Source organism: Paraburkholderia sp. Tr-20389, from assembly GCF_017104565.1.
Taxonomy (GTDB): domain Bacteria; phylum Pseudomonadota; class Gammaproteobacteria; order Burkholderiales; family Burkholderiaceae; genus Paraburkholderia.
Genome location: NZ_JAAGPD010000014.1, coordinates 14,950 through 39,363 on the forward strand (window position 1 = coordinate 14,950; position 24,414 = coordinate 39,363).

The 24,414-nt window shown below is 63.9% G+C and carries 26 protein-coding genes and 1 pseudogene; 17 read left to right on the plus strand and 10 right to left on the minus strand.

Annotated features, from left to right (window positions below; all coding sequences use genetic code 11):
- Positions 1-136 precede the first annotated feature (136 nt).
- Positions 137-885, plus strand: a pseudogene (gene nadE / locus G3N95_RS15735) (ammonia-dependent NAD(+) synthetase).
- An 18-nt stretch (positions 886-903) separates the two neighbouring features.
- Here the strand turns inward: nadE and G3N95_RS15740 are convergent.
- The 5 genes from G3N95_RS15740 to G3N95_RS15760 form a co-directional block, all read right to left on the minus strand.
- Entirely contained in the window at positions 904-1,173 is a 270-nt protein-coding gene (locus G3N95_RS15740; RefSeq protein ID WP_205971012.1) for an RNA-binding protein, read from the minus strand.
- 130 nt (positions 1,174-1,303) lie between these two features.
- Positions 1,304-1,648, minus strand: coding sequence for a hypothetical protein (locus tag G3N95_RS15745; RefSeq protein WP_205971013.1), 345 nt, complete (start codon positions 1,646-1,648; stop codon positions 1,304-1,306).
- A 95-nt stretch (positions 1,649-1,743) separates the two neighbouring features.
- Positions 1,744-2,355: a hypothetical protein gene (locus G3N95_RS15750; protein WP_205971014.1), complete on the minus strand. Its 612-nt coding sequence runs from the start codon at positions 2,353-2,355 to the stop codon at positions 1,744-1,746.
- 228 nt (positions 2,356-2,583) lie between these two features.
- Positions 2,584-4,248, minus strand: coding sequence for a peptidase S1 (locus G3N95_RS15755; protein ID WP_205971015.1), 1,665 nt, complete (start codon positions 4,246-4,248; stop codon positions 2,584-2,586).
- A 129-nt stretch (positions 4,249-4,377) separates the two neighbouring features.
- Positions 4,378-5,940 carry a S53 family peptidase gene (locus G3N95_RS15760; protein WP_205971016.1) on the minus strand — a complete coding sequence of 521 codons (1,563 nt, stop codon included), beginning with the start codon at positions 5,938-5,940 and terminating at the stop codon, positions 4,378-4,380.
- Between the two features lie 292 nt (positions 5,941-6,232).
- Between G3N95_RS15760 and G3N95_RS15765 the strand changes: the two genes are divergently transcribed.
- Complete coding sequence (locus G3N95_RS15765; RefSeq protein ID WP_205971017.1) at positions 6,233-6,739, plus strand: DUF1993 domain-containing protein; 507 nt, start codon at positions 6,233-6,235, stop codon at positions 6,737-6,739.
- An 84-nt stretch (positions 6,740-6,823) separates the two neighbouring features.
- On the opposite strand, the gene G3N95_RS15770 is transcribed toward G3N95_RS15765, so the two are convergent.
- Complete coding sequence (locus tag G3N95_RS15770) at positions 6,824-7,144, minus strand: YnfA family protein (RefSeq protein ID WP_205971158.1); 321 nt, start codon at positions 7,142-7,144, stop codon at positions 6,824-6,826.
- Between the two features lie 173 nt (positions 7,145-7,317).
- On the opposite strand from G3N95_RS15770, the gene G3N95_RS15775 reads away from it, so the two are divergent.
- Entirely contained in the window at positions 7,318-7,491 is a 174-nt protein-coding gene (locus G3N95_RS15775; protein WP_205971018.1) for a DUF1289 domain-containing protein, read from the plus strand.
- A gap of 36 nt (positions 7,492-7,527) precedes the next feature.
- On the opposite strand, the gene G3N95_RS15780 is transcribed toward G3N95_RS15775, so the two are convergent.
- Complete coding sequence (locus G3N95_RS15780; RefSeq protein ID WP_205971019.1) at positions 7,528-8,157, minus strand: LysE family translocator; 630 nt, start codon at positions 8,155-8,157, stop codon at positions 7,528-7,530.
- A gap of 135 nt (positions 8,158-8,292) precedes the next feature.
- Here G3N95_RS15780 and G3N95_RS15785 point away from each other — a divergent pair, with 135 nt between their 5' ends.
- The 9 genes from G3N95_RS15785 to G3N95_RS15825 all read left to right on the plus strand — a co-directional run bounded on the left by G3N95_RS15785 (position 8,293) and on the right by G3N95_RS15825 (position 16,466).
- Entirely contained in the window at positions 8,293-8,757 is a 465-nt protein-coding gene (locus G3N95_RS15785) for an Lrp/AsnC family transcriptional regulator (protein WP_205971020.1), read from the plus strand.
- A gap of 107 nt (positions 8,758-8,864) precedes the next feature.
- Positions 8,865-9,098: a hypothetical protein gene (locus G3N95_RS15790; protein WP_012404300.1), complete on the plus strand. Its 234-nt coding sequence runs from the start codon at positions 8,865-8,867 to the stop codon at positions 9,096-9,098.
- A gap of 234 nt (positions 9,099-9,332) precedes the next feature.
- Positions 9,333-10,007 carry a histidine phosphatase family protein gene (locus G3N95_RS15795; protein WP_205971159.1) on the plus strand — a complete coding sequence of 225 codons (675 nt, stop codon included), beginning with the start codon at positions 9,333-9,335 and terminating at the stop codon, positions 10,005-10,007.
- 24 nt (positions 10,008-10,031) lie between these two features.
- A complete protein-coding gene (locus G3N95_RS15800; protein WP_205971021.1) occupies positions 10,032-11,060 on the plus strand; it encodes a phosphotransferase in 1,029 nt (342 codons plus the stop codon).
- Positions 11,061-11,100: 40 nt separating this feature from the next.
- The gene (locus G3N95_RS15805; protein WP_205971022.1) at positions 11,101-11,865 is read left to right on the plus strand and encodes an SDR family oxidoreductase; all 765 of its coding nucleotides are present in this window, start codon (positions 11,101-11,103) and stop codon (positions 11,863-11,865) included.
- A gap of 21 nt (positions 11,866-11,886) precedes the next feature.
- Positions 11,887-13,137, plus strand: coding sequence for an acyl-CoA dehydrogenase family protein (locus tag G3N95_RS15810; RefSeq protein ID WP_205971023.1), 1,251 nt, complete (start codon positions 11,887-11,889; stop codon positions 13,135-13,137).
- A 65-nt stretch (positions 13,138-13,202) separates the two neighbouring features.
- The gene (locus tag G3N95_RS15815) at positions 13,203-14,114 is read left to right on the plus strand and encodes a LysR family transcriptional regulator (protein ID WP_205971024.1); all 912 of its coding nucleotides are present in this window, start codon (positions 13,203-13,205) and stop codon (positions 14,112-14,114) included.
- Positions 14,115-14,300: 186 nt separating this feature from the next.
- Complete coding sequence (locus G3N95_RS15820; RefSeq protein ID WP_346778377.1) at positions 14,301-15,548, plus strand: ATP-binding protein; 1,248 nt, start codon at positions 14,301-14,303, stop codon at positions 15,546-15,548.
- Between the two features lie 162 nt (positions 15,549-15,710).
- Positions 15,711-16,466, plus strand: coding sequence for a hypothetical protein (locus G3N95_RS15825; RefSeq protein WP_205971025.1), 756 nt, complete (start codon positions 15,711-15,713; stop codon positions 16,464-16,466).
- Between the two features lie 35 nt (positions 16,467-16,501).
- Here the strand turns inward: G3N95_RS15825 and G3N95_RS15830 are convergent, their stop codons facing one another.
- Entirely contained in the window at positions 16,502-16,744 is a 243-nt protein-coding gene (locus G3N95_RS15830; RefSeq protein ID WP_205971026.1) for a hypothetical protein, read from the minus strand.
- Between the two features lie 132 nt (positions 16,745-16,876).
- Between G3N95_RS15830 and G3N95_RS15835 the strand changes: the two genes are divergently transcribed.
- From G3N95_RS15835 to G3N95_RS15850, 4 genes are all read left to right on the plus strand, one after another.
- Positions 16,877-17,071, plus strand: coding sequence for a hypothetical protein (locus G3N95_RS15835; protein WP_205971027.1), 195 nt, complete (start codon positions 16,877-16,879; stop codon positions 17,069-17,071).
- A gap of 79 nt (positions 17,072-17,150) precedes the next feature.
- On the plus strand, positions 17,151-17,978 hold the full coding sequence (locus G3N95_RS15840) for a MetQ/NlpA family lipoprotein (protein WP_205971028.1): 828 nt from the start codon (positions 17,151-17,153) through the stop codon (positions 17,976-17,978).
- Between the two features lie 93 nt (positions 17,979-18,071).
- Positions 18,072-19,049, plus strand: a complete 978-nt coding sequence (locus tag G3N95_RS15845; RefSeq protein WP_205971029.1) for a sulfonate ABC transporter substrate-binding protein — start codon at positions 18,072-18,074, stop codon at positions 19,047-19,049.
- Between the two features lie 63 nt (positions 19,050-19,112).
- Entirely contained in the window at positions 19,113-19,523 is a 411-nt protein-coding gene (locus G3N95_RS15850) for a hypothetical protein (protein WP_205971030.1), read from the plus strand.
- Between the two features lie 34 nt (positions 19,524-19,557).
- Here G3N95_RS15850 and G3N95_RS15855 read toward each other — a convergent pair whose 3' ends face one another.
- Positions 19,558-20,847, minus strand: coding sequence for a condensation domain-containing protein (locus tag G3N95_RS15855; RefSeq protein WP_205971031.1), 1,290 nt, complete (start codon positions 20,845-20,847; stop codon positions 19,558-19,560).
- 339 nt (positions 20,848-21,186) lie between these two features.
- On the opposite strand from G3N95_RS15855, the gene G3N95_RS15860 reads away from it, so the two are divergent.
- Positions 21,187-22,284 carry a TIGR03118 family protein gene (locus tag G3N95_RS15860; RefSeq protein WP_241018576.1) on the plus strand — a complete coding sequence of 366 codons (1,098 nt, stop codon included), beginning with the start codon at positions 21,187-21,189 and terminating at the stop codon, positions 22,282-22,284.
- Between the two features lie 107 nt (positions 22,285-22,391).
- On the opposite strand, the gene ilvD is transcribed toward G3N95_RS15860, so the two are convergent.
- Positions 22,392-24,251 (minus strand): dihydroxy-acid dehydratase, encoded by a 1,860-nt coding sequence (ilvD, locus tag G3N95_RS15865; protein WP_205971032.1) that lies wholly within the window; start codon positions 24,249-24,251, stop codon positions 22,392-22,394.
- Between the last annotated feature and the right edge of the window lie 163 nt (positions 24,252-24,414).

The following is a 24,414-nucleotide window of genomic DNA, read 5'->3' on the forward strand; positions in this document are numbered from 1 at the left end:
CGTGGCGGGCCGCCGGACGTTCGGATCTGATTAGGGTCTGCATCATTAAACCAGACAACGCATGACCGCGCACCGAATTCCGCAGTTCATGCAATCATCGAAGCCGACATCACCGCGCCTTGCGAGGAGAACACCGATGGATCAGCAGCAACGCGCCGCGCGTCAGCGGCAGATCGCAGCAGAATTGCACGTCTCGGACGCGTTCGACGCCAAGCACGAAATCGCGCGGCGCGTCGCGTTTCTCGCCGACTATCTGCGCGCGAACGCTCTCGGCACGTACGTGCTCGGCATCAGCGGCGGCGTCGATTCGTCGACGGCGGGGCGACTGAAGCCGATGCGCAGCAGGCGCTCGCGTTCATCCGCGCCGACGAAACGCTGACGGTCGACATCCGCCCCGCCGCCGACGCGATGCTGGCTTCGCTTACGGCAAGCGGCCTGTCATTCGCCGATGAATCGCAGCAGGACTTCGTGCACGGCAATATCAAGGCGCGCCAACGGATGATCGCGCAGTATGCGGCGGCGAGCGTGCGGCGCGGGGTCGTGATCGGCACGGACCACGCAGCGGAATCGGTGATGGGATTCTTCACGAAGTTCGGCGACGGCGGCGCCGACGTGTTGCCGCTCGCCGGCCTGACCAAGCGTCGCGTGCGTGCGCTCGCCGCCTCGCTCGGCGCCAGCGACGCACTCGCGCACAAAGTACCGACCGCCGACCTCGAAATGTTGCGCCCTCAACGTCCCGACGAGGACGCGTACGGCATCCGTTACGCGGACATTGACGATTTTCTCGAAGGCAAGCCGGTGAGCGATGCGGTGTTTGACACCGTCATGCGTTTTTACGACAGCACGCGTCACAAACGCGCGCTGCCCTATACGCCTTTCGATTGAACGCGCGTCGGCGCGAACTTACTGGCGAGGCCGCGTCTCGTCGCCGCCGAACGGCACGGCGCTCACCTGCAGCGATACGCCGCCCAGTTGCTTGCCGTTGAACTGCTGCGCGATGACGTCGGCGACATAGGCATCGTCGGCGTCGACGTCGACCTTGGCATACGCGTTCGACGTGCCCTGCTCGAACACTTCGATGTCTTTTGCATAATGGCCGAGTTCGTGGCCGAGAAAATCACGGACCTCCTGCTCCGAGCAGGACTCGGGAATGTTCCACACGATGATCTTCATATGCGCCACGCTCTCGGTTAATGATGGACGTGCTACTGGCCGGTCTCAGGACTGTATGCCGGCCCTCGGGGCCTGGCTGTGACGCATGTCAACGTAGCCAGAAACGTGCCCCGCTTGCACCCCTGCAAGCTCAGTCCGCGCTCTCGACGTTCGCTGCGCTGACCCACCACGCCATCTTGCCTTGCGGCACGTGCACGAGCACGGCGGAAGGATCGGCGACGCCGTCGTCGGAGATCTCGCACACGCTCAGTCCGTCAGGCAGACGCTTGACGGTACCCGCATCCTGGAAGAGCGCGAGGCGGTGAGCGTCGAGCGGACGCAGCTGGCTGTACACGTCGTAGCTGATTGCGCCCGGCGTGTCGCCGCGGATCTGCAGCGCTTCGCTTGTGCCGCAGGGCGACGCGGCCAGCGCGGACTGGCTCGCCGCGACGCAGCCGAGCGCGGCCAGGGCGATAGCGATGAATGATTGCTTCATGTTGATTCTCCAGAATGTGACGGTTTGCCGCGTATCGCGGCGTGCGGGAAGGCGGACTCAACTGACGGACGTGGGCACGGCAGCCGCCGCTGACATCAGGAGCCGTCGCTGCCGATCGACGCGACGCCGCGCTCGTCGCTGCACGGTGCGCTGCCGAAGCCCGCATAGTGCGCCGACCAGTTTCCGGCGATGGCAGCCTGCGCGTCGCCGAGGCTCATGCGCCCTTCGCAGACACAACGTTTGAGCTTCGCCGTCAGCAATTCCTTGCGGCGCTCGCCCTTGTGTCCGCCCCACGGCAACAGATCGAGGTTGTCCGGTGCATCCGGCGAGCCGCCCAGCACGATCGGCACGCGACGGTCCAGCGCGTAGCGCGTGCCGTGCTCGCTATCGATGCCGCGCTCGGCCAGCAGCCGGTCTTTGTGCTCCATCATGTCGTCGAACGGTGGCGAAACCGTGTCGGCGTAACCGGGCCGGCAGATCGTCGCGGCGATGTTCTGCTGCGTGACCCTTTCGTCGAGCATGGACGCGTCTTGCGCAAACGCCGACGCGGCATGCAGATACAAGCCAGCCGACATGACGACGAGCGCCACGCCGCGCACGCGTATCGCCCGCGCGCGGCCCGCGACGCGATGCACGTCACGGACGATGGATACGATTCGGTCACTGCCATGCGCCTGAACGGGCGCGTTCACCTTCCCTGCATTCATTAATCAGCGCGCCTTCGAACAGCGCGGAAGAGTTAATTCGCAAGGCAATTAAAACACATTCGGGACGCATGTCGTAAATATGGCCCGTTATAGGGCCCGTTTGAATCGACGCGCTTTTTCGATGCCGGCGGCATCGAGGGCATCGCAATCAGGCCGCGACGCCCTCGCCCGGCGGCATTTCGACGGACTGCATCGCCGTCAATCCGCCGCATCAGAATACCGTGCCGTTCAATGCATCTTCGCAGCCGTGAGCGCCTGCAATGCCCGTACGCGTCCGAGCGCCTCCGCGTTGCTCACCGCGGCGTCGTACATCGACGCGAGGTCGGCCTTCAACGCAGTGCGCGAGCCGCCGTCGAGATACACCATATGCCCCGACGGATAAAAACGCGCCGACAGATTCTCGCGTACCTGCTGGCTCACGAGCGGCATCTGCTGCAAGTCGATCACGGTCTGATAGAACGGCGTGACGAAATCGTAGAAGCCGTTCGCCGACAGCACCTTCAGATCGACATTGAGCGCCATCACGGCCGCGAGGTCGCCCGCCGTGTACAGGATGATGTTGCCCTTGCTGTCGAGGCCCTTCTGCGCGCCCGTCGGATCGATGTGGCCGAAGTCCCAGAACTTGAACGCCTGATCGTTGAGGTCCGTGAACGCCGAGTTTGACGTGAACTTCAACTGCTCGTTCAGATAGACGTTCCACATCGTCGTGTAGACGCCCGTGACAGCCGTCATGGTCGGATCGTTGCCGCCCGAGTTCGGATCGATCTTCCCCGCGATGCCCGTTTCGATCGCCGTGACGCGGCCGTCATACGCGCCGAGCGCCAGTCCCTTCGACTTGAGCAGCGTGGTCAGGAACAGCGAATTGCCACGGCTGTCGTACCCGGCGATGTCGAGGCTCCACGCCAGCAGCGTGGTCTTGTCGATGCCCGTGTACTCGCTGAGCTTCTCGACCACGGTATTGTCGGTGGTCGGGAACTTGCGCAGCGCGTTCAGGTAGTCGGTTCGCGCGAACTGGGCGACCTCTTCGGCGAACTGGCCGAGATTGGTGGGCCTGGGCGCGACGCCGAGCTTCTTGTGATACCACGCGTCCGCGGCGGCCGTCGGCAACGCGCCGATGGGATTGCCCGCCTGCGTGTAGTCGAGGATCGACGACTGCAGCGTGATGCCGTTCAGATCGACGCCATCTTCATGCAGCTTGTAGGCGAGCACGCAACTGCGCGCCGTGCCATACGACTCGCCGAACAGGAACTTGGGCGAATTCCAGCGGTTGTTCTTCGTCAGATAGCGCTTGATGAACTGCTTGATGGAATCCGCATCCTGGTCGACGCCCCAGAAATCGCGGTTCTTGCGCGGCGCGACAGCCGCCGAATAGCCCGTGCCGACCGGATTGATGAAGACGAGATCGCTCTTGTCGAGCAGGCTGTCCGGGTTGTCTTCCATCTGATACGGCGCGGGTGGTGTGAAGCTCGGCATCGACGTCTTGATGCGGCGCGGCGCGAACGACCCGAGCAGCACGAACACCGACGACGAGCCCGGCCCGCCGTTATAGAAGAACGTCACCGGCCGCGTCTCTTCCTTCTGGTTGTCCTGCGTGAAGGCGACATAGAAGAATTTCGCCGCGGGCTGCGAACTGGAAGGATCCACGGTCACCAGATGGCCGGCCATCGCGGTGTAGTTGATCTTCTTGCCGCCGATCGTGATCGAATGCTTCGTGATCGCGGCATTCTCGCTCGTGTCCGTGACGGAGTCGTCGGGGCCGTTGCCGTACGCGACGGGATCGAAAAACGGCTGGTCGCCGGCCTTGTGCGACACGCTCGCGGCCGATGCCTCCTGCGCGGCGTGTGAGTTGTGAGGCGACTGCAAACTGCCGGAAGCTGATTCGGTATTCGTCATGATCGCTCCATCGAAAGCCGGTACGTGTTGCCCACTGTTGCGATGCGTTGATCGCCGCCTGTATGCCACCCTTATGCAACCTGCTTACCGCTTGCGCGCCGCCAAAGCCGGGCGAGCCCGCTGCCCAGACTATAAAGCCGCTGCCACCTTCACACCATTGGGACTGCCCAATCCCGTGCAGGCGTCCCAGCCCGTGGTGGCGGCATAACTGCCGTTGTTGCCCTGCGTGATGTCGTTGCACGCGCCCGACGCCTTGTACAGCTTCGGATTGACGAAGCCGACGGGAGCGCCCTTCGCGCCGTTGATGCGCGCGATCAGCGCGGCCCACAGCGGCGCAACGGCACTGGTGCCGCCGATCACCGTGTTGTTGCCGTCGACGATCACGTCGTAGCCCGTGAGCGGGGACGCGTCTCCGGCCACGTCCGGTACGCCGCGCCCCGTCAAGGCGCGCTGGCCGCCTCGCGCAGCCGATGTCGACAGGCCTTCCTGCCACGCCGGCACGGGAAACGCGCCGCTCACGCCGCCGCCCGTCGCGCCGCCGTTCGAACCGTCGTTCCATGCCACTTCGTGCGAGACCGTTTGCCCGGAACCTTGCAGACTCGTGCCGCCGCAGGCGAGCACGTAGGGACTCGACGCGGGAAAGTCGACGTGGTCGCTGCCGTCGCCGACGCCGTCGCTGGAGCCGCTGTCGCCCGATGCCGCGCAGACCGTCACGCCGATCGCCGCGGCCGATTGCAGCACGTCGTTGAAGGCGTTCATGGACTGCGCGGTCCACACGCTTTCCGGTGCGCCCCAGCTGATCGAAATCACCGATGGCTTGTTGGTCTTGTCGTGCACGGCCTGGCTGACGGCGTCGATGAAGCCGGCATCGCTGTTAGTGGTGAAGTACACGGCGAGCGTCGCGGCCGGCGCGATGGCGCCCGCGATCTCGATGTCGAGCGTGACTTCGCTGTCGGGGCCGTTCGGGTCGCCAGTCGGGTGATTGCCGCTTTGGTCGACGCCGACCGCGACCACCTTCGGCGAACCGACGCCGAGGCTCGAAAAATAGCTGTCGAGATCGGCCGTACGGTAGCCGCCGCCGAGTTCGATGATGCCGATGCATTGTCCGCTGCCGTCGCCCTGCGGGAACTGGTACAGCGACGCCAGTTGCAGCGGCGTGAACGACGACGCCGACTGCGCCCTGGCCGGCTGGCACGGAGGACGGATGCGGAAATGTGGCCGCGCCTGCGGACGGTCATCGAGACCGAGCACGGCCGTCACGACGCCGTGCAGGTCGTCGGGTACGCTGATCGCGCCCGTGCGGCCGCGAAAGCGGCCCATCGATTGATGCTCGTAATGCTGCAACTGCACGTCGAACGCCTGCTGGAACTGCCCGATCTTGCCGCTCAGCACGACGGTACGCGCCGACGCGTCTTCACGAACCACAGTCAGACCATGTTGCGCGGCGAAGGCCTTCAGTTTCGCCATGTCTTCCGCCGATGCGCCGAAGCGCTGTTCGAGTTCTTCCCGCGTGAGCGGCCTGGCGTCCGCCGCGCCCGACTCGATCTTCTTCATCATCTGGGCGAACTGCTGCTCGTCCTTGCGGCGCAGCACGACCACGACCTGGATCGTTTCCGACGGATCGCACTGCGCGACCACCTTCGAACCGGGCGCGGGCGCACGCTCGCTGCCGGGCAATGGATGCTTCGTCATGGATGCGATTCTCCCTGTGCATGGCGCGAAGCCACGCGTTAGAACACGGCGCACGCAGGGTGCAGCAAAACGTCGGCGCGCCACATGCCCGCTTGCTTCACGAGGCAACGACAACCATCCGACCAATCCATTCGAACACAGTTCCAGCGCGCCCGGCACCTGGCCGAACAGCCAGCTTTTGCGGCGAACGGGATTCGCGTTACGCTGCTCCAGCAGTATTTGCGCTGTTGCGTTACGCTATGCGACCGCGTGCCCATGGGCGCGCGCGACCCCACGAATTCGAGGACCCTCCATGACCATCTCGATGTTTCAGGCATCCATTCCCGTACTGATTCGCGGCCTCACCAACCTGCAGGCCATTCTCGGCAAGGGACAGGCGCATGCGGCAGAAAAACAGATCGATCCGTCCGTGCTGACGGGCGCGCGCCTCTTTCCGGACATGCATCCGCTGGCCCGCCAGGTGCACATCGCGACGGATACGGCAAAAGGCTGCGCGGCGCGTCTGGCCGGCGTCGAAGCGCCAAGGTATGAGGACGTCGAGTTCACGTTCGACGAACTGCACGCACGCATTCAGAAAACGATCGATTATCTGAAGGAGTTCAATGCCGCCCAGATCGACGGATCGGAAACGCGTGCCGTGACGTTGAAGATGCGCAGCGGTCCCGTCGAGTTCAGCGGTTTGTCGTATCTGCTCGGCTTCGCGATGCCGAACTTCTATTTCCACGTCACGACGGCTTACGACATCCTGCGTCATAACGGCGTAGAACTCGGCAAGCTGGATTTCCTCGGCAAGCCTTGATCGCCGAAAGCTACGTCGCTGAATGATGCGCGACCCGGCCAGTGCGGCCGGTCGCGTGCAGGAACAGGATCACGCGCAAACGCGTCACACGCGCGGCTGAAACGCGATGATGCTCATGCCCGCCAGCGTCAGCGCGACACCAGCGAGATCCCACGCGCTAGGCCGCACATGGTCGACGCACCATAGCCAGAGAATCGCCACGGCCACATAGACGCCGCCGTATGCAGCATAGACACGGCCCGCTGCGGTGCCGTGAAAGGTCAACAGCCACGCGAACAGCGCGAGGCTCAACGCGCCCGGCAGCAGCAGCCACACGGAACCGCCTTCCTTGAGCCAGCGCCACGGCAGATAGCAGCCGACAATTTCAGCGATGGCAGTCACGACATAGAGCAACAGGGTTTTCATCGGCGGAGGCGAGTGACGATCGATGCGCGGTCCATGCGCGTGAGTCGCGTTCATGGAAAACGCGCGGCCCTGCAGTCTATCGCCTTTATAAACACAATCACTTTGCTGGCGGCATGCCCACCGTGCGACAGTCCCCTTTCACCCGTTCCACCAACCATCACGAGCACGCCGGCATGAGTGTCAAATCGCCCTGTATCGACGTCTGCAAGTTCGACAGCAAGACCGGCTACTGCATCGGCTGTCTGCGCACCCGCGAAGAATGCAAAGGCTGGAAGAAGATGAAGGACAAGCACCGCCGCAAGGTCATCGACCAGAAATCCGAACGCGCGGCGACGATCCGCAAGTAAGCACCCGGCCAGCACGCGTCGCGCGGCGAGCACGCATCAATCGAGCGACAGCCGCACCGCGAAGCCGATCAGCGCGGCCGAGAACGTCCAGCGCTGCAAGGTCTGCGCGAGCGGATGCGCACGCATCCAGCCGGCGATGCGCGCGGCGCCGATCGCATAGATGGCGTCGAAGCACGCGCCGAGCGCGACTAGCACCCCGCCCAGTTCGACCATCTGCCACGCGACGGGCCCCGCTTCCGGACGCACGAACTGCGGCAACAGCACCGAACAGAACAGCAGCGCCTTCGGATTCAGCAGATTCGTGAACAGCCCTTTGACGAAGACCGTGCGCAGCGCGCCGTCGTCGCTTGCCGCCACGCCGCCGGAAGGCAGGGCGAACACGGGCGAGCGGAAAATCTGCACGGCCACCCACGCCAGATAGATCGCGCCGCCATAACGCACCACTTCGTAGAGCCACGGCGCATTGCGCAGCAGCGCTGCCACGCCGCACGCGGACAGCGTCACGTGCGTCGCGCGCGAGATGCCGAGCCCGAGCGCGGCGGCGAAACCGTGGCGCGCGCCGCGCCCGATGCTCGTCTGCAGCACGAGCGCCATGTCCGGCCCAGGCAGCGCGAATACCACGACGAGCGCCGTGACATACAGAATCAGAAGATGAGCGGAAATCATGGAAAACCTCACGTATCGAGGCACTCATGATGCATTGACCCTACTAGCGGATGCTGGCGATTTTCGGTCGCCTTCCGCTATGGATTGGTGGATTACCCTACAATCCACACAATCAGCAAAGCCTTCCACTCCCATATGAACGAACTCGACAAAACAGACCGCGCAATCCTCGCCGCCTTGCAAACGGACGGCCGCATGTCGAACGCGAAGCTCGCCGAAACGGTTGGACTCAGCGAAACGCCGTGCGCGCGCCGGCTCAAGCGGCTCGAGAGCGATGGCTATATCGAGCGATACCGCGCGATGCTGTCACGCTCGGCGCTCGGATTCGGCGTCGTTTCGTTCGTGTACGTGCGCTTCGCCGTGCACGACCGCGCCACCGCGACGCGCTTCGAGCGCGAGGTGCTGGCGATCCCGCGCATCCTGTCGTGTCACAACGTCTCCGGCAGCGCCGACTACGTGTTGCAGGTCGTCGCGCGCGATCTCGACGATTACGGCACCTTCATGCGCGACGAGTTGCGCAGCCTGCCGGGCGTGACGTCGGTGGAATCGTCACTGTCGCTGCGCGAAGTGAAGGCGAACGGCGGGTTGCCGCTGGGCTGATCCCACCCAACCGGGCGCGACATGCACCGACAAAAACGAATTGACGCGCGACTCGTGGCATAGTGGGCGCCTCGCCGACACGGCACGATGAAATACGGAGCATTGGCATGGATCACGCAGCGGCACGAGCCGAAGAAACCCGCGCGATGGAGCGCGTTCTGGACGCAACGAAACGGGTGCAGACGGCCTTCGCCGCACTGCAATCGCAATTCCCGCCTGAAGGCAGCGGCCGTCCTTCGCCAATCGCCCTGCAGACCTTCGACGCCGCCCTTCAGGAACTCGAAGACGCCCAGGCCGCGTTCGACACGATGCTGAACGATCTGCTTGACGGCAACCGTTGAGCGGACTATTCGCCGGGCGCTGATTGCGTCCGGCGTTATGCGCGGCGTGGGCGTTTAACGGACCTCCGCCGCGTCTCGCGGGCATTGTGGATGCCGATGGCGGCTGACGGTTAGTTGCGATTGAACAGGCAACGATCATCACTTCAATGAATACCCGCAGATTCATCAAATAAACTTCGGTAATGCCTCCGCCGCCGCTAAGCTGACTTCACCTTGTCCTCGGCAAAACATGCGATGGCGGAACTCTATCTGGTACGGCACGGCCAGGCGTCGTTCGGCGCCGACGACTACGATCGGCTCTCCGACGTCGGCGAGCAGCAAGGCGTCTGGCTCGGCGAATACTTCGCGCAACGCGATATCCGCTTCGACCGCGTGATGACGGGCACCCTGCGGCGTCATGCGCAAACCCTCGCGGCCATCTGGCGAGGCCTCGACGCGCCGCCCGTCGAATGCGAGATTCATCCCGGTCTCGACGAATACGATTTCCATGCGCTGTTTCGCGCGCTCGGCGACGAACACGCGGCGCTCGCCGAACGCGCGCGGCGCAGTCCGCGCGATTTCTTCAAGGCATTGCGCGAGGTGCTGCAACTGTGGGCGGAAGGCGTGCTCGACGGACGCGCGCCCGAAACCTGGCAAGCGTTCCAGCAACGCGTCGCCGATGCGCGCACTGCGATCCAGCGCGGCGACGGGCAGCGCGTGCTGGTCGTCAGTTCGGGCGGCGTGATCGCCGCGATCACGCAGCAGATCCTGCAGGCGCCTGCTGCGACGGCTATCGCGCTCAACATGCAGATCCGCAACAGCAGCGTCAGCCATTACTTCTTCAATCGCGACACGCTGCATCTGTCGAGCTTCAACGGCATCGGTCATCTCGACGATCCGCAGCGCCGCGCCTTTCAGACCTACGGTTAATCGACGAACGACGCCTCGAACGACATGACTTGCGATCAACACGACACCACGCTCGACCTCGACCGCCTCGCGCGTTATCTGGAGCAACACGTCGCCGGCTTTCGCGGCCCGTTGCGCGCGACGAAGTTCGCCGGCGGCCAGTCCAATCCGACCTATCTGCTCGACGCGCAAAGCGGCCGCTATGTGCTGCGGCGCCAACCGCCCGGACAACTGCTGAAGTCGGCACACGCCGTCGATCGCGAATTTCGCGTGCTGAGCGCGCTCGCCGATACGCCCGTCCCCGTCGCGCGCGCATGGCATCTGTGCGAAGAGCGCGACGTGATCGGCAGCATGTTCTATCTGATGAGCTACGAGGAAGGCCGCATCTTCTGGAACCCGGCGCTGCCCGACGTGGATCGCGACGCCCGGCGCGATTACTACACGTCGATCGTGAAGACGCTCGCGGCGCTGCACGAAGTCGATCCGCAAGCCGTCGGCCTTGGCGACTATGGCCGCGCGGGCAATTACTTCGAGCGTCAGATCGGCGTGTGGACGAAGCAGTACCGCGCCGCCGAAACGCAACGCATCGACGCGATGGAAGCGCTGATCGACTGGCTGCCCACGCACTGCCCCGCCGATACACAGCAGGTGTCGCTCGTGCACGGCGACTTCCGCATCGACAACCTGATCTTCGCGAGCGACACGCCACAGGTTCGCGCGATTCTCGACTGGGAACTGTCCACGCTCGGCAATCCCCTCGCCGATCTCGCGTACTTCTGCATGTGCCTGCGGCTGCCGTCGCAAGGCCATATCACCGGGTTGCGCGGCCAGGATCGCGCGGCCCTCGGCGTGCCCGAAGAACAGGAGATCGTCGCGCAGTACTGTGCGCTGCGTGGCCTGCCCGCGATCGACAACTGGCCGTTCTATCTCGCGTTCAGCTTTTTCCGGTTGGCGTCGATTGCGCAGGGTGTGAAGGCGCGCGCGCTGCAAGGCAATGCGTCGAGCGCCGAAGCGCATCGCGTGGGCGCGATGGTCGAGCCGCTCGCGCAACTCGCGGCCGAACTGATCGGGTAAGCATCACACACATCGACCATAAAACATGAAGGAGACAAGCTTGAGCACGAACCTTTTCGACCTGACGGGCCGCATCGCACTCGTGACGGGCGCAAGCCGCGGCATCGGCGAAGCCATTGCTTCGCTGCTCGCGCAACAGGGCGCGCACGTGATCGTATCGAGCCGCAAGATCGACGAATGCGAACAGGTGGCCGCAACGATTCGCGCGGCAGGCGGCAGCGCGGAGGCGTTCGCATGCCACGTCGGCCGCATGGAGGACATCGCGGCAACGTTCGCGCATATCCGCGAGAAGCACGGCAAGCTCGACATCCTCGTCAACAATGCCGCGGCGAATCCGTACTTCGGCCATATCCTCGATACGGATCTCGCCGCCTACAACAAGACGGTCGAAGTGAACGTGCGCGGCTACTTCTTCATGTCCGTCGAAGCGGGCAAGCTGATGAGAGAGCAAGGCCGCGGCGCGATCGTCAACACGGCGTCCGTCAACGCATTGCAGCCGGGCGACCGGCAAGGCATCTACTCGATCACCAAAGCCGCCGTCGTCAACATGACGAAGGCGTTCGCGAAAGAATGCGGGCCGCTCGGCATCCGCGTGAACGCGCTGCTGCCCGGCCTCACGAAAACGAAATTCGCGGGCGCGCTGTTCGAGAACAAAGACATCTATCAACACTGGATCGACAACATTCCGCTGCGCCGCCACGGCGAGCCGCACGAAATGGCGGGCACGGTGCTGTATCTCGTGTCCGACGCGGCGAGCTACACGAACGGCGAATGCATCGTCGTCGACGGCGGCCTGACGATCTAGCACTTCACGAAGGAACACATCATGAATTTCGGCTACAGCCCCAAGGTTGAAGACTTGCGCCGCCGCGTGCGCGACTTCATGGACGAACATATCGTGCCGCGCCATCGCCAGTGGCTCGACGAGGTGCATGCGGGTCAGTTTCCCGCCTCTTTCATGGAAGACCTGAAAGCGAGGGCGAAAGCCGAAGGCCTGTGGAATCTGTTCCTGCCGCATCTGAAGGACGACGAGCCCGGCACGCGCCTGACCAACCTCGAATACGCGCCGCTCGCGGAAATCATGGGCCGCATTTCGTGGGCGCCCGAAGTCTTCAACTGCAATGCGCCCGACACGGGCAACATGGAACTGCTGCACATGTTCGCGACGCCCGCGCAGCGCGAGCAATGGCTCGCGCCGCTGCTCGACGGCACGATCCGCTCCGCGTTCGCGATGACGGAACCGGACGTGGCGTCGTCGGACGCGACCAACATCACGACGTCGATCCGCCGCGACGGCGACGACTACGTGATCAACGGACGCAAATGGTTCATCACGAACGCCGCGCACCCGAACTGCAAGATCTTCATCGTGATGGGCAAGACCGACCCCGAAGCGGAAACGCACCGGCAACAAAGCATGATTCTCGTGCCCGCCGATGCGCCCGGCCTGAAGATCGTGCGCAACATTCCCGTGATGAACCACATCTCGCCCGAAGGCCATTGCGAGGTCACGTTCACGAACGTGCGCGTGCCTGCCTCGAATCTGCTGGGCGAAGAAGGCAGCGGTTTCGCGCTCGCGCAGGCGCGGCTCGGGCCGGGGCGCATTCATCACTGCATGCGCTCGATCGGCGCGGCGGAACTCGCGCTCGAACTGATGACGGAGCGTTCGCAGGAGCGCAAGACCTTCGGCAAGACGCTGCATCAGCACGGCACCGTCGGCGAATGGATCGCGAAGTCGCGCATCGAAATCGATCAGGCGCGGCTGCTCGTACTGAAGACGGCATGGCTCATCGACGAAGTCGGCGCCAAGGCCGCGCGCAAGGAAATCTCGATGATCAAGGCAGTGGTGCCCCAACTGCACACCACCGTCTGCGATCGCGCGATGCAGGTGTTCGGCGCCATGGGTGTGAGCCCCGACACGCCGCTCGCCGATCACTGGACGTGGGGACGCGCGCTGCGTTACGCGGACGGCCCCGACGAAGTGCACCTGCAGGCCATCGCCCGGATGGAGATCGGCGCGAGCAAGGCGACGCTTGGTGCGTCGGCGGCCTATCTGACTGCGCCGCTGCGCGATTGAAGCATGGACGCTGGACGCCTTGCGCACGAGCACGCTTATGATGTCGGGCGTAAGGAGACTGTGCGATGCGTCCACCGAAGCTCGATCTGAATCTGTTCGTCGTATTCGAAGCGATCTACGACAAGCGCAACCTGACGCGCGCGGCCGAAACGCTGTTCATCACGCAGCCCGCCGTCAGCAACGCGCTCGCACGCATGCGCCGCGCGTTCGACGATCCCCTCTTCGTCAGCACGCCGACGGGCATGGTGCCGACGCCGCTGTCCGAGAACATCATCGGCCGCGTGCGCGAGGCGCTGCAACTGCTGGAGACGAGCGCAACGGAAGGCGACGTGTTCGTGCCCGCCGCATCGGAGCGCACGTTTCGACTGAGCATGCCCGATCTGACCGAGGCGATCCTGCTGCCCGCGCTCGGCGAACTGCTGCAGCAGCAGGCGCCCGGCATGCGCATCGAAAGCTACTTCACGCCGCGCAGCGAAGTGGCCGCCGCGCTCGCAACGGGCAAGATCGACTTCGCGATCGACGTGCCGCTGATCGACGATCCGCAACTGCACCAGGTGCCGCTCGGCAGCGACCGTTACGCGTGCATGCTGCGTCACGACCACCCGTTCGCGGGCAATGCGTTGACGATGGACGACTATCTCGCGCTCGGCCACATCCAGGTATCGAGCCGCCGCCAGGGCAGCGGCCTCGTCGATGCCGAGCTGCACAAACTGGGCCGGCGCAGGCAGATGCAGATGCGCGTGCAGCACTACATGGTCGCGCCGCTGATCGCGCTGCGCACCGATCTCGCGCTGACGGCGCCCGTGCAATTGCTGCAACGCTACGACGCGCGCATTCTCGAACTGCCGTTTCCGCTCCCGAAACTCGAATGGCATCTGTACTGGCATCGCAGCGGCGAGCAGGACCAGGCGAACCGCTGGGTGCGCGGCGAAGTAATCAGGCTGATGCAGGAGATGACCGCGCCGGATGCCGCCTGACAACAAGGCAGCCAGGCATCGGCGTAGCGGGAAACATCTGGTAAGGAACGACCTCTTTCCACGGCTGTTCCGCGGATTGGAAACAGCCTCTTTCGGCGATCATCGCTTGAATCCGAAGGCACGCGTACAGATTGCGTGCAGCCCTTCGCGACGAGACCTGAGCGAAACATCGACGTAGAGAAAGACGTGAATACCTTGTTCGCACGAACGGTGCTGTTATCGGTGGCCATGTTGCTCGCCGTGCATATCGGTTATCGGCTGATCGAGTCCGTTTCTTTAGCCGCCGCCCCATTTCCGTCCAGCGCGCCTCGGCCGGGCGCCACGTATGCCGCACGCGACGACGCCGCGCTCGATGCCGACGACACCACGGGCATCGGTCCCGCGCTGTCGATCCGTCCGCGTCTCGTCGATCTCGGCACGCCCGTTGCGCCGAGCCTGCGCACGGCCGTCTGGCTGCCCGCCGCGTCCCTGTCCATGCCGATAAGCGCACTCGCGCTCGCCGACGGCGCGTCGCCCGATATCTGGGACGACACACCCTTCGCGTTCGCCGACGACACGCGTTTCGCGCCGCTGATCCTGTCGCTGCCGGCCGCGTTGATCGCGCTGTGCGCGTACTGGTTCTGCCAGATGCGGCGTCACCTGTGCGAACTCGCGCAACTGACCCGCAACGCAGACGCGGGCGGCACCACGTTGCGCGTGCCCGACCGCGGCGTGTGCGACGTGCGCCTGCTTGCGCGGGCACTGAACGATCTGATGGGCCGCCACAGCCAGGCGCTCGACGAACAGTCGACGGCGCTTGCGGGATTCTCGCGGCAGATCGATGCGCGCGTGGCCCGGCTGCGCGCGCGTGCGCTGAACGTCGCGCAATGGCACAAGCGCGTGGGATTCATCGAGGATATCGATCTGTTTTCGAACGTCGCGCGTCAGTTCGTCGACGTGGTGGGTCGCAGCGAAACCCAAGCCGCGCAGGTGTGCGTCGATGCCTGGCTGCACGATCGCTTCGTGCACGGCGCCGCGCTCGACGACGCGAAGATCGTGCTTCGGCTGAACGCCGGCGCGGACTTCGCGCTGCCGCGCAACGCGCTGGAACGGCTCGTCGGCAATCTGGTGGGCAATGCGCTTGCGCACGGCGCGCCGCCCGTCGAAATCTGCACGATGCGCGGCGTACGCACCTGGATGCTGAGCGTGCGCGATCACGGCAACGGCATCAGCGAACGCGACCTCGAAGCGGCAACGCAGCCGTTCGTACGGCTTGCATCGAACGAACCTCACGATGAAGACCTCAGCGAGCGCGGCGAACATTGGGGACTCGGGCTGTCGATCGTCAGCCGGCTCGCGCAGCATTGCGGCGCGAAGCTCAAGCTCGGCAATCACCCGGACGGCGGCCTGTGGGTGCGTGTGATCGTGCCGATGCACAAAGCCGTTCTGCATTGACGCGCCATGATCCGCTAGGCGATGCACCAAACGGGGGCGATATGCTTTCAATCTGTCTAAGGATCTCTTAAGGCAAGCGCTTTTAGTCTGTGGCCTTTGCGCCGCACCGCAGCAATATTCAGTCGATGCGGCGCCCATCAGCCACTTTCCCGCGCACACGTCATGGATACAGCCAGCAAAGCCGTCGCCAAGGTACCCGAGCTCACGCTCGCATTCTGGATCATCAAGATCGCCGCCACCACGCTCGGCGAAACGGGCGGCGATGCCGCTTCGATGTCGATGAATCTGGGCTATCTGATCAGCACTCTCATCTTCGCCGTCATCTTTATCGTCGCCGTGATCGCGCAGATCAAGGCCGACCGCTTCAATCCCGTGCTGTACTGGGTCACGATCATCGCGACGACCACCGTCGGCACGACGCTCGCCGATTTCGCCGACCGTTCGCTCGGCATCGGCTATGCGGGCGGCAGCACATTGCTGCTGTTCCTGTTGCTGACGTCGCTGTTCGTCTGGTATCGCGTGATGGGTTCCGTGTCCGTGACCACCGTATCGTCGCCGAAGGCCGAAATGTTCTACTGGGTGACGATCATGTTTTCGCAAACGCTCGGCACTGCGCTCGGCGACTGGACGGCAGACACTGCCGGTCTCGGCTATGCGGGCGCGGCGCTGATCTTCGGCGGCTTGCTGCTCGCGATCGTGATCGCGTACTACGCGACGCAACTGCCGCGCACGCTGCTGTTCTGGGCGGCGTTCATCCTGACGCGGCCGCTCGGCGCCGTGGTCGGCGACTTCCTCGACAAGCCGATCGCGAACGGTGGTCTCGCGTTGAGCCGGTATGGCGCATCGATCGCGCTCGTTGCGTTCATTCTGGTGTGCGGGACGCTCTTCCGGCAACGTCCGGCCAGGGTTTCGCACTAGGGAGCGCATCGCGCGCTTCATCCCTTGCGCAGCGATTAATTGCCAGAAGCGCGCCCGTGCGAACAATCGTCCGGGCGCACCTTGCTGCCACGTTCGGCGACGGGCACCTTGCAGTTGTCGACGCGCTGGTCGTCGCTCGCCTTGTCGCCCAATCGTTCCTTGAGCGTTTTGGGTTCGCTTGCCGCGGCGTCGCCTTGTGCTGCGGCGAGCGGGGACACCGCGCCGCACATCACGGCAAGCGCGGCGAACACACGCACGATCGCGAATGCTGACGGCATCACACACCCTCCACACGCGACACGCCGCAATAGCGCCAGAACTGCGTTGATTGTGATCTTTAATTGGTTCGCTTGCAGAACGGCCTTCGCTACATTCGAAGTCTGGATCACACGCGACCATAAGGACAATCGATGGCACGGGTTTGGGGCTTCGCATACTTCGCTCGGGCACGCACGTCGCCCCAGCGCCGCTCGCGCGTATTGCGCGACTTCCTGACGACGACAGCAGCCGCCCTCGCGCTGTGCTACTTCGGCACCACGCAAGCGGCGCCGCTTGCCGGCGTGCGCGGCAACGCGCATCGCACCGCTTGCGCTCATACGGCATAACGATAGTGCTCGATATTATTTGTGCGGCCACGAGCGTCTCTCTACGATCTCCGCATCTTCACCCGATAACTTCTGAACCATGAAAACAACGACGACGCTCAAGGCCGCCTTTCTCTCCGTTCTGCTCACCTTCGGCATCGTGAGCGCACAGCCGGCGCTCGCCGCCGACAAGACGGTGCGCGTCGGCATCATGTCCGGCGAGGACGAGGACGTATGGCGCGCCGTCGCGGCCAATGCGGCGAAGCACGGCATCACCGTCAAGATCACGACGTTCTCCGACTACACGCAGCCCAACGAAGCGCTCGCGCAGCACGATCTCGACGCGAATTCGTTCCAGCACAAGCCGTATCTCGATGCGCAGATCGCCGCGCGCCACTATGACATCGTGCCTGTCGGCTTTACCTATGTGCAGCCGATCGGCCTCTACTCACGCAAAGTGAAGTCGGTCGCCGCACTGCCGCAGAACGCGACCATCGGCGTGCCGAACGACCCGAGCAACGAAGGCCGCGCGCTGCTGCTGTTGCAGGCCAACGGGCTCATCAAGCTGCGCCCCGACATCGGCCTGCTGCCGACGGCACGCGACATCGCGGACAACCCGAAGCACATCCAGATCAAGGAACTCGATGCGGGCATCGTCGGCCGCGCGATCGGCGATCTCGATGCAGCCGTCGTCAACACCGACTGGGCGATCAAGGCGGGCATCCAGATTCCGCAGGAACGCATTGCGCAGGAGAAGGTGCCCGGCAATCCGTATCGCAACTTCATCGCGGTGAACGCGAAAGATGCGAAGGCGCCGTGGGTGAAGACGATCGTCGACAGCTACCAGCAGGCCAACGTCGCTTCGTCGATCCTGACCGTCTATCACGGCGCGACACTGCCCGCATGGGACGGCGCGCCGCAGCACTGAGCGCGGCATACCCGGCACAGGTCGTACACGCAAAGGCGTTCGCGTGCATCTCGCAAGCGAACGCCCTCTCCTTCTTCAGCGCCTCGATCCCTCATGTCTCTTGTCAAACCATCCCACGACCGGCGTACATTCCTGAAGCACTCGCTGGGTGCTGCCGCGGCTGTCGTGTCCAGCGCCGTGGTGCCCGCTGCGTTCGCGCAAGGCTCGTCACGTGTGTTGCGCATCGGCAATCAGAAGGGTTATCTGACGCTGCTCAAGGCACGCGGCACGCTCGAAAAGCGGCTCGCTCCGCTGAACGTATCGGTGAGCTGGACGGAGTTTGCAGCGGGCCCCGTGCAACTCGAAGCGCTGAACGTCGGTTCGATCGATTTCGGCGACGTCGGCGAAGCGCCGCCCATCTTCGCGCAGGCAGCGGGCGCGCCACTCGCCTACGTGGCGGCGACGGTCACGCGGCCGCAATCCGAAGCGGTGCTCGTGCCGCCGCAATCGGCGATACGCACTGTGAAGGATCTGAAGGGCAAGCGGGTTGCGTTCAACAAGGGCAGCAACGTCCATTACTTTCTCGTCAAACTGCTGCGTCAGCACGGACTGCGATACAGCGACGTGAACCCGGTATTCCTCGCACCCGCCGATGCACGCGCCGCGTTCGAACGCGCCTCGATCGATGCGTGGGTGATCTGGGATCCGTTCTTCGCGGCAGCGGAGAAATCGCTGGGCGCGCGCCTGATTGCGGATGCGAGCGGCGTGGTCGGCAATCGCGCGTTCTATTTTTCGTCGCAGCCGTATGCCGCGAAAAATCCCGACGTGATCCGCATCCTGATCGAGGAACTCGACAAGATCGATCGGTGGGGCAAGCAGAACAAGGATCAGCTCGCGAGCGAACTCGCGCAGCTATGGGGCCTGCCGAAGCCCGTCGTCGACGTGGTGGTGGGCCGTCAGCAGTTCGGCACCGAGCCGATTACCCGAGCGATACTCGCCGAGCAGCAGCAGATCGCCGATACCTTCCTCGATCTCGGGCTGCTTCCGAAGCACATCGACGTGTCGAAGGCCGCGCCGCCAAATCTGGCTTGACGACCTGTTGCGCGCGTTGCCGTTACAATCCAGCACTTGGATCGGACACAGGCATATTGCGCGATGAAATTCTCTCTTGCATCGACACTCGCGACAGCTGCTGCGGCAGCTCTCGCGCTTACGGGCACGGCGGCCATGGCGGCCACGCCCGGCAGCGGCGACAATCTCAGTTGTGCAATCGGCTATGTCACGGGCGTCGGCGGAGCCGCCGACAGCATGCGCGAATACCTGGCGACGCCGGACCGCGACCGCTACCGCTACGTCGCCGATCACCCGATTCAATGCAAGGTGTCCGACGACGGACGCGCGACGGGCTGCACCGGCCTCGACAACCTGCGCCACGAGAAAGTAAGCGTGTATGACGAGATCGACAGCGCGACGATTTCCGTCGTCGCGCGCATCGAACTCGAACACGGGCAGACCTACCCCGCAATCATCGTTGTGCAGAAGAAGGACGTGCGCTGCGACGATTGAGAGACTTGCACCACGTCTTTCCCCGTCCGCACGGTCATTGATCTGCGTGCGCCAGCGCGACCTCGATTTCGGCCGTCATCTGGTCGAGCAGTCCACGCATAGGCGCAAAACTCGTGTGCACGAGATGCAGTTGATCGTCGAATGTGACCGCGCCGATCACCTGCTCGCCTTCGACACCCACGACAACCGACGGCCCCCACACAGCATCAAGCACGAGCGCTCCAAACTGCTTCGGCAGATCGACGACGCCGAGGTTCGTGATCACGGCATCGTTGCCGAATGCCTGAGCGAACACTGCCTTGGCCTCCGCCACGCCATTCACCGTGTCCAGAATCGCATGCGTGCCCAACACCTGCGCCGCAAGATGCGCCGGCGACTGGATGCCGGCGAAAGCCTGTGCCGCGAGACGCGCACGGCTCCACAGATCGGCATCGCGCGAGTGGTCGTCGGGATGCACGACGCCACTTGCGCACATCGCCAGATGATCGCTCCCACCCAGCAAGCGACGCCGCAGATCGACGGGCGATAGCACGCGCATCGGTTCGCGCGGCGTAGCGGCCGTCAGGAAACACACCGCCTTCGTGAAAGCCGCGACCAGCGCCGACTGAACCGACGTGCGCTCGATGCGGGCGCGCTCGCGCAAGTTGCGCGTGATCGCAGACGTCAACCGCAACGCTTCAATATGCGGCATCGAGCCATCAGGCTCGCGCATTGCGGGCGGCGTACGCACGGGCGCGGCCGGCGCATCCGCGGCCGCAGGCACAGGCGCGCTGGGGTTGTTTGTCGGCATGCCATGCGTGCGTTCGATGAGACGCTCGACGGCCATCGTTTCCTGGCTGCGCACGAGCGGCTGTCCTGCCATCGCGCGCAACAGATCGCCGAGCAGCGAGGTCAGCGACACGCCGTCGGCGATCGAATGATGCGCGACCAGCACGATGATCGAACGTTCTTCGCCATGAAGCAGCGTGGCGCGCATCAAGGGCGGATTCAGTTCGTCGAACGGTTGCGCGACTTGCGCGGCAGCTTCATCCGTCCACTTCGTCGATTCGTACGGCTTCACCTGCAAGGGCACCGCGCCATGCGGAACGGGCGCGAACACAGGCGCGCCCCGGCTATCGCGTTCGATGCGCGACCAGACGAGCGGCGAACGATGCGCGACACAGTCGAGCGCGTCCTGCCATTGATCGACGCGCGTTCGGCCCGACACTTCGCCGGCCATGACGAAATGATTCGGATGACTCTGGCTCAGCAGATAAAAGAATTTTTCGATCGCGCCCAACGAACGTGCGGTGCGTGACATGACGGGTTCAACTAGCGAATTCATGACGTCCTTCCATGTTTGATTGACGGTTGCATCTGGAAGAACACCCGCCCCATTCCGCTTATTCCGTCGCAGTGCGCGTTTTCATCTCTGGATGATTTCGGCTAACGCGATCAATAGCACGCTGCGCGCTTCATCCGATGCACATCGCGAAGTTGAATCGTGAGAAACGAAGCGCATTCGGAAACATCGTCATGTCGATAAAACGCTGGAATAGCGCGGCAATGACAGGCGTTCTGAAGGAAGGCCTCGCTTCACGCAGGCCATTGAAATCGACAAGCAGATTTCAATTCAGATGTTTAGCCATCCTGCTTACACGCATGACAACGAATGAGGAAGCTGATGATGAAATCGTATAGATCGCTCATTGCAATCGCGCTCGCGGGTATCGCGGCGAGCGGACTCGCGGCCTGTGGCGGCGGTGACGACACGCCTCCCCCGCCTGCCAGTCCCTTCGTATCGACCGCACTGGTTTCGGACGGCAGCACGGCGGCGGCCCATACCGATCCGAACCTGCAGAATGGCTGGGGCGTCGCGTTCAATCCGAAGGGCACCTTCTGGGTGTCGGACAACACGACACACAAGTCGACGCTCTACGACGGCAATGGTGTCGTGCAATCGCTCGTCGTGACGATTCCCGATGGACAGAATGGTCCTGCCGGCCCGACGGGCATCATCTTCAATTCGACGTCGGATTTCGTCATCAGCAGCGGCAGCAACAGCAGCAGCGCCGTCTTCGTCTGGGCCACCGATGCCGGCACGATCGCCGCGTGGTCGCCGAAAGTTCTGCCGACGCAAGCTGTCACCGCGTTCGACGACGCCAGCGGCGGCGCGAACTACAAAGGCTTGACCACGGCGACGCTGAACGGCCAGAACCTGCTTTATGCGGCCGATTTCCACAACGGCAAGATCGACGTGTTCAATGCGACGTTCCAGAAGATCCAGCTCGACGGACAGTTCAAGGATCCGAATCTTCCGGCGGGCTTCGCGCCGTTCGGCATTCAGACGATCGGCAGCAACATCTTCGTCACGTACGCGCAGCAGAACGCGACGGCGAACGCGCAGGTCGTCGGCGCCGGCCTCGGCGTGCTCGACGAATTCGACTTGAGCGGCCATCTCGTCAGGCAGTTCGTGCATGCGGGCGGCGTGCTGAATGCGCCGTGGGGCATCGCGCAGGCGCCCGCGAACTTCGGTCCGTTGAGCAACGACTTGCTGGTCGGCAACTTCGGCGACGGCACGATCGAAGCATTCGATCCCGCTACCGCGAAAGATCTCGGCAAGCTCACGCTGCACGACGGCCAGCCGTTTGCGCAAAAGGGTCTGTGGGGTATCAGCTTCGGCAACGACGTCGACAACCAGCCGAAAAACACGCTGTTCTATGCAGCGGGCCCGAGCAAGACGACGGGCATGTTCGGTCGGATCGACGCGTCGGCGAATTGAAGCCGGCCTGGTTCAGTCTGCGTGACGTGCAATAAGTGACGTGCAATAAAAAAGGCCGCTCCATTGAGCGGCCTTCATCACGAGCGGACGCGAAGCCCGCCCGCGTATCAATCGTCGAGCAGCGACAGGTCGCGTACCGCGCCCTTGTCTGCCGACATGACGAGCTTCGCATACGCCTTCAGCGCCGCCGACACCTTGCGGGGACGCGGCTTCGAAGGCTTCCAGCCCTTCGCGTTCTGCTCCTCGCGGCGGCGTGCCAGTTCCTCGTCGGACAGCAGCACGTCGATGGTGCGGTTCGGAATGTCGATGCGGATCTTGTCGCCGTCGCGCACGAGGCCGATCGCGCCGCCAGCCGCCGCTTCGGGCGAGCAGTGACCGATCGACAGGCCCGACGTGCCGCCCGAGAAACGGCCGTCCGTCAGCAGCGCGCAGGCCTTGCCCAGACCCTTCGACTTGATGTAGCTGGTCGGGTACAGCATTTCCTGCATGCCCGGACCGCCCTTCGGACCTTCGTAGCGGACGATCACGACGTCGCCGGCCTTGACCTTGTCGTTGAGGATGTTCTCGACGGCTTCATCCTGCGATTCCGTCACATGCGCGGTGCCTTCGAACACGAGAATGCTTTCGTCGACGCCCGCCGTTTTCACCACGCAGCCGTCCAGCGCAATGTTGCCCGTCAGCACCGCGAGGCCGCCTTCCTTCGAGAACGCGTGCTCGTACGAACGGATGCAGCCCTCGGCGCGATCGAGATCGAGGCTCGGCCAGCGCGTGTTCTGGCTGAACGCGACCTGCGTCGGGACACCGGCGGGGCCCGCCATGTAGAACGTCTTCACAGCCTGGTCGTCGCTGAGCACGATGTCCCACTCGTTCAGCGCGTCCTTCAGCGTGGGCGCGTGCACCGTCGGCACATCCGTATGCAGCTTGCCCGCGCGCTCCAGTTCGCCGAGGATGGCCATGATGCCGCCCGCGCGATGCACGTCTTCAATGTGGTACTTGTTCGTGTTCGGCGCCACCTTGCACAACTGCGGCACGATGCGCGACAGGCGGTCGATGTCCGTCATCGTGAAGTCGATCTCGGCTTCACGCGCGATGGCAAGCAGGTGCAGGATCGTGTTGGTCGAGCCGCCCATCGCGATGTCGAGCGTCATCGCGTTTTCGAAGGCCTTGAATCCCACCGAACGCGGCAGCACGCGCTGGTCTTCGTTCTCGTAATACTGGCGCGCCAGTTCGACGATACGGCGGCCGGCGCGCTTGAAAAGCTGCTCGCGGTCCGCGTGCGTCGCGACCACCGTGCCGTTGCCCGGCAGCGAGAGGCCGAGTGCTTCCGTCAGGCAGTTCATCGAGTTGGCCGTGAACATGCCCGAGCACGAGCCGCAAGTCGGACACGCGGAGCGTTCGACTTCGGCCACGTCGGCGTCGGAATAGGCCGTGTCGGCGGCGATCACCATTGCGTCCACGAGGTCGAGCTTCTTGAACTCGATCGTGCCCGTGGCGGGGTTCGCGAGGCGCGTCTTGCCGGCTTCCATCGGGCCGCCCGACACGAAGATCACGGGGATGTTCAGGCGCATCGCGGCCATCAGCATGCCGGGGGTGATCTTGTCGCAGTTCGAGATGCACACCATCGCATCGGCGCAGTGCGCGTTGACCATGTACTCGACGGAGTCCGCGATGATGTCGCGGCTCGGCAGCGAGTACAGCATGCCGTCGTGGCCCATCGCGATGCCGTCGTCGACGGCGATGGTGTTGAATTCCTTGGCGACGCCGCCCGCCGCTTCGATTTCGCGCGCAACGAGCTGGCCGAGGTCTTTCAGGTGCACGTGTCCGGGCACGAACTGGGTGAACGAGTTCACCACCGCGATAATCGGCTTGGAGAAGTCTTCGTCTTTCATGCCGGTGGCGCGCCACAGCGAGCGCGCCCCAGCCATGTTGCGGCCGGCGGTGGAGGTTTTGGAACGGTATGCGGGCATCGTGGTTGTGGGAGAGTTATCGCAGAGAGAAAGCGGGCCACGCGAATAAAGGCCCCTCGTGCGCCCGTGCGAACAACCTCGTGAGTCGCGCCCTGGGCAAACCTCGCGATTATCCCACACAGTATTTGGGGGTGTTGGAAATGCGGGCGGGTGGTGACCGGGA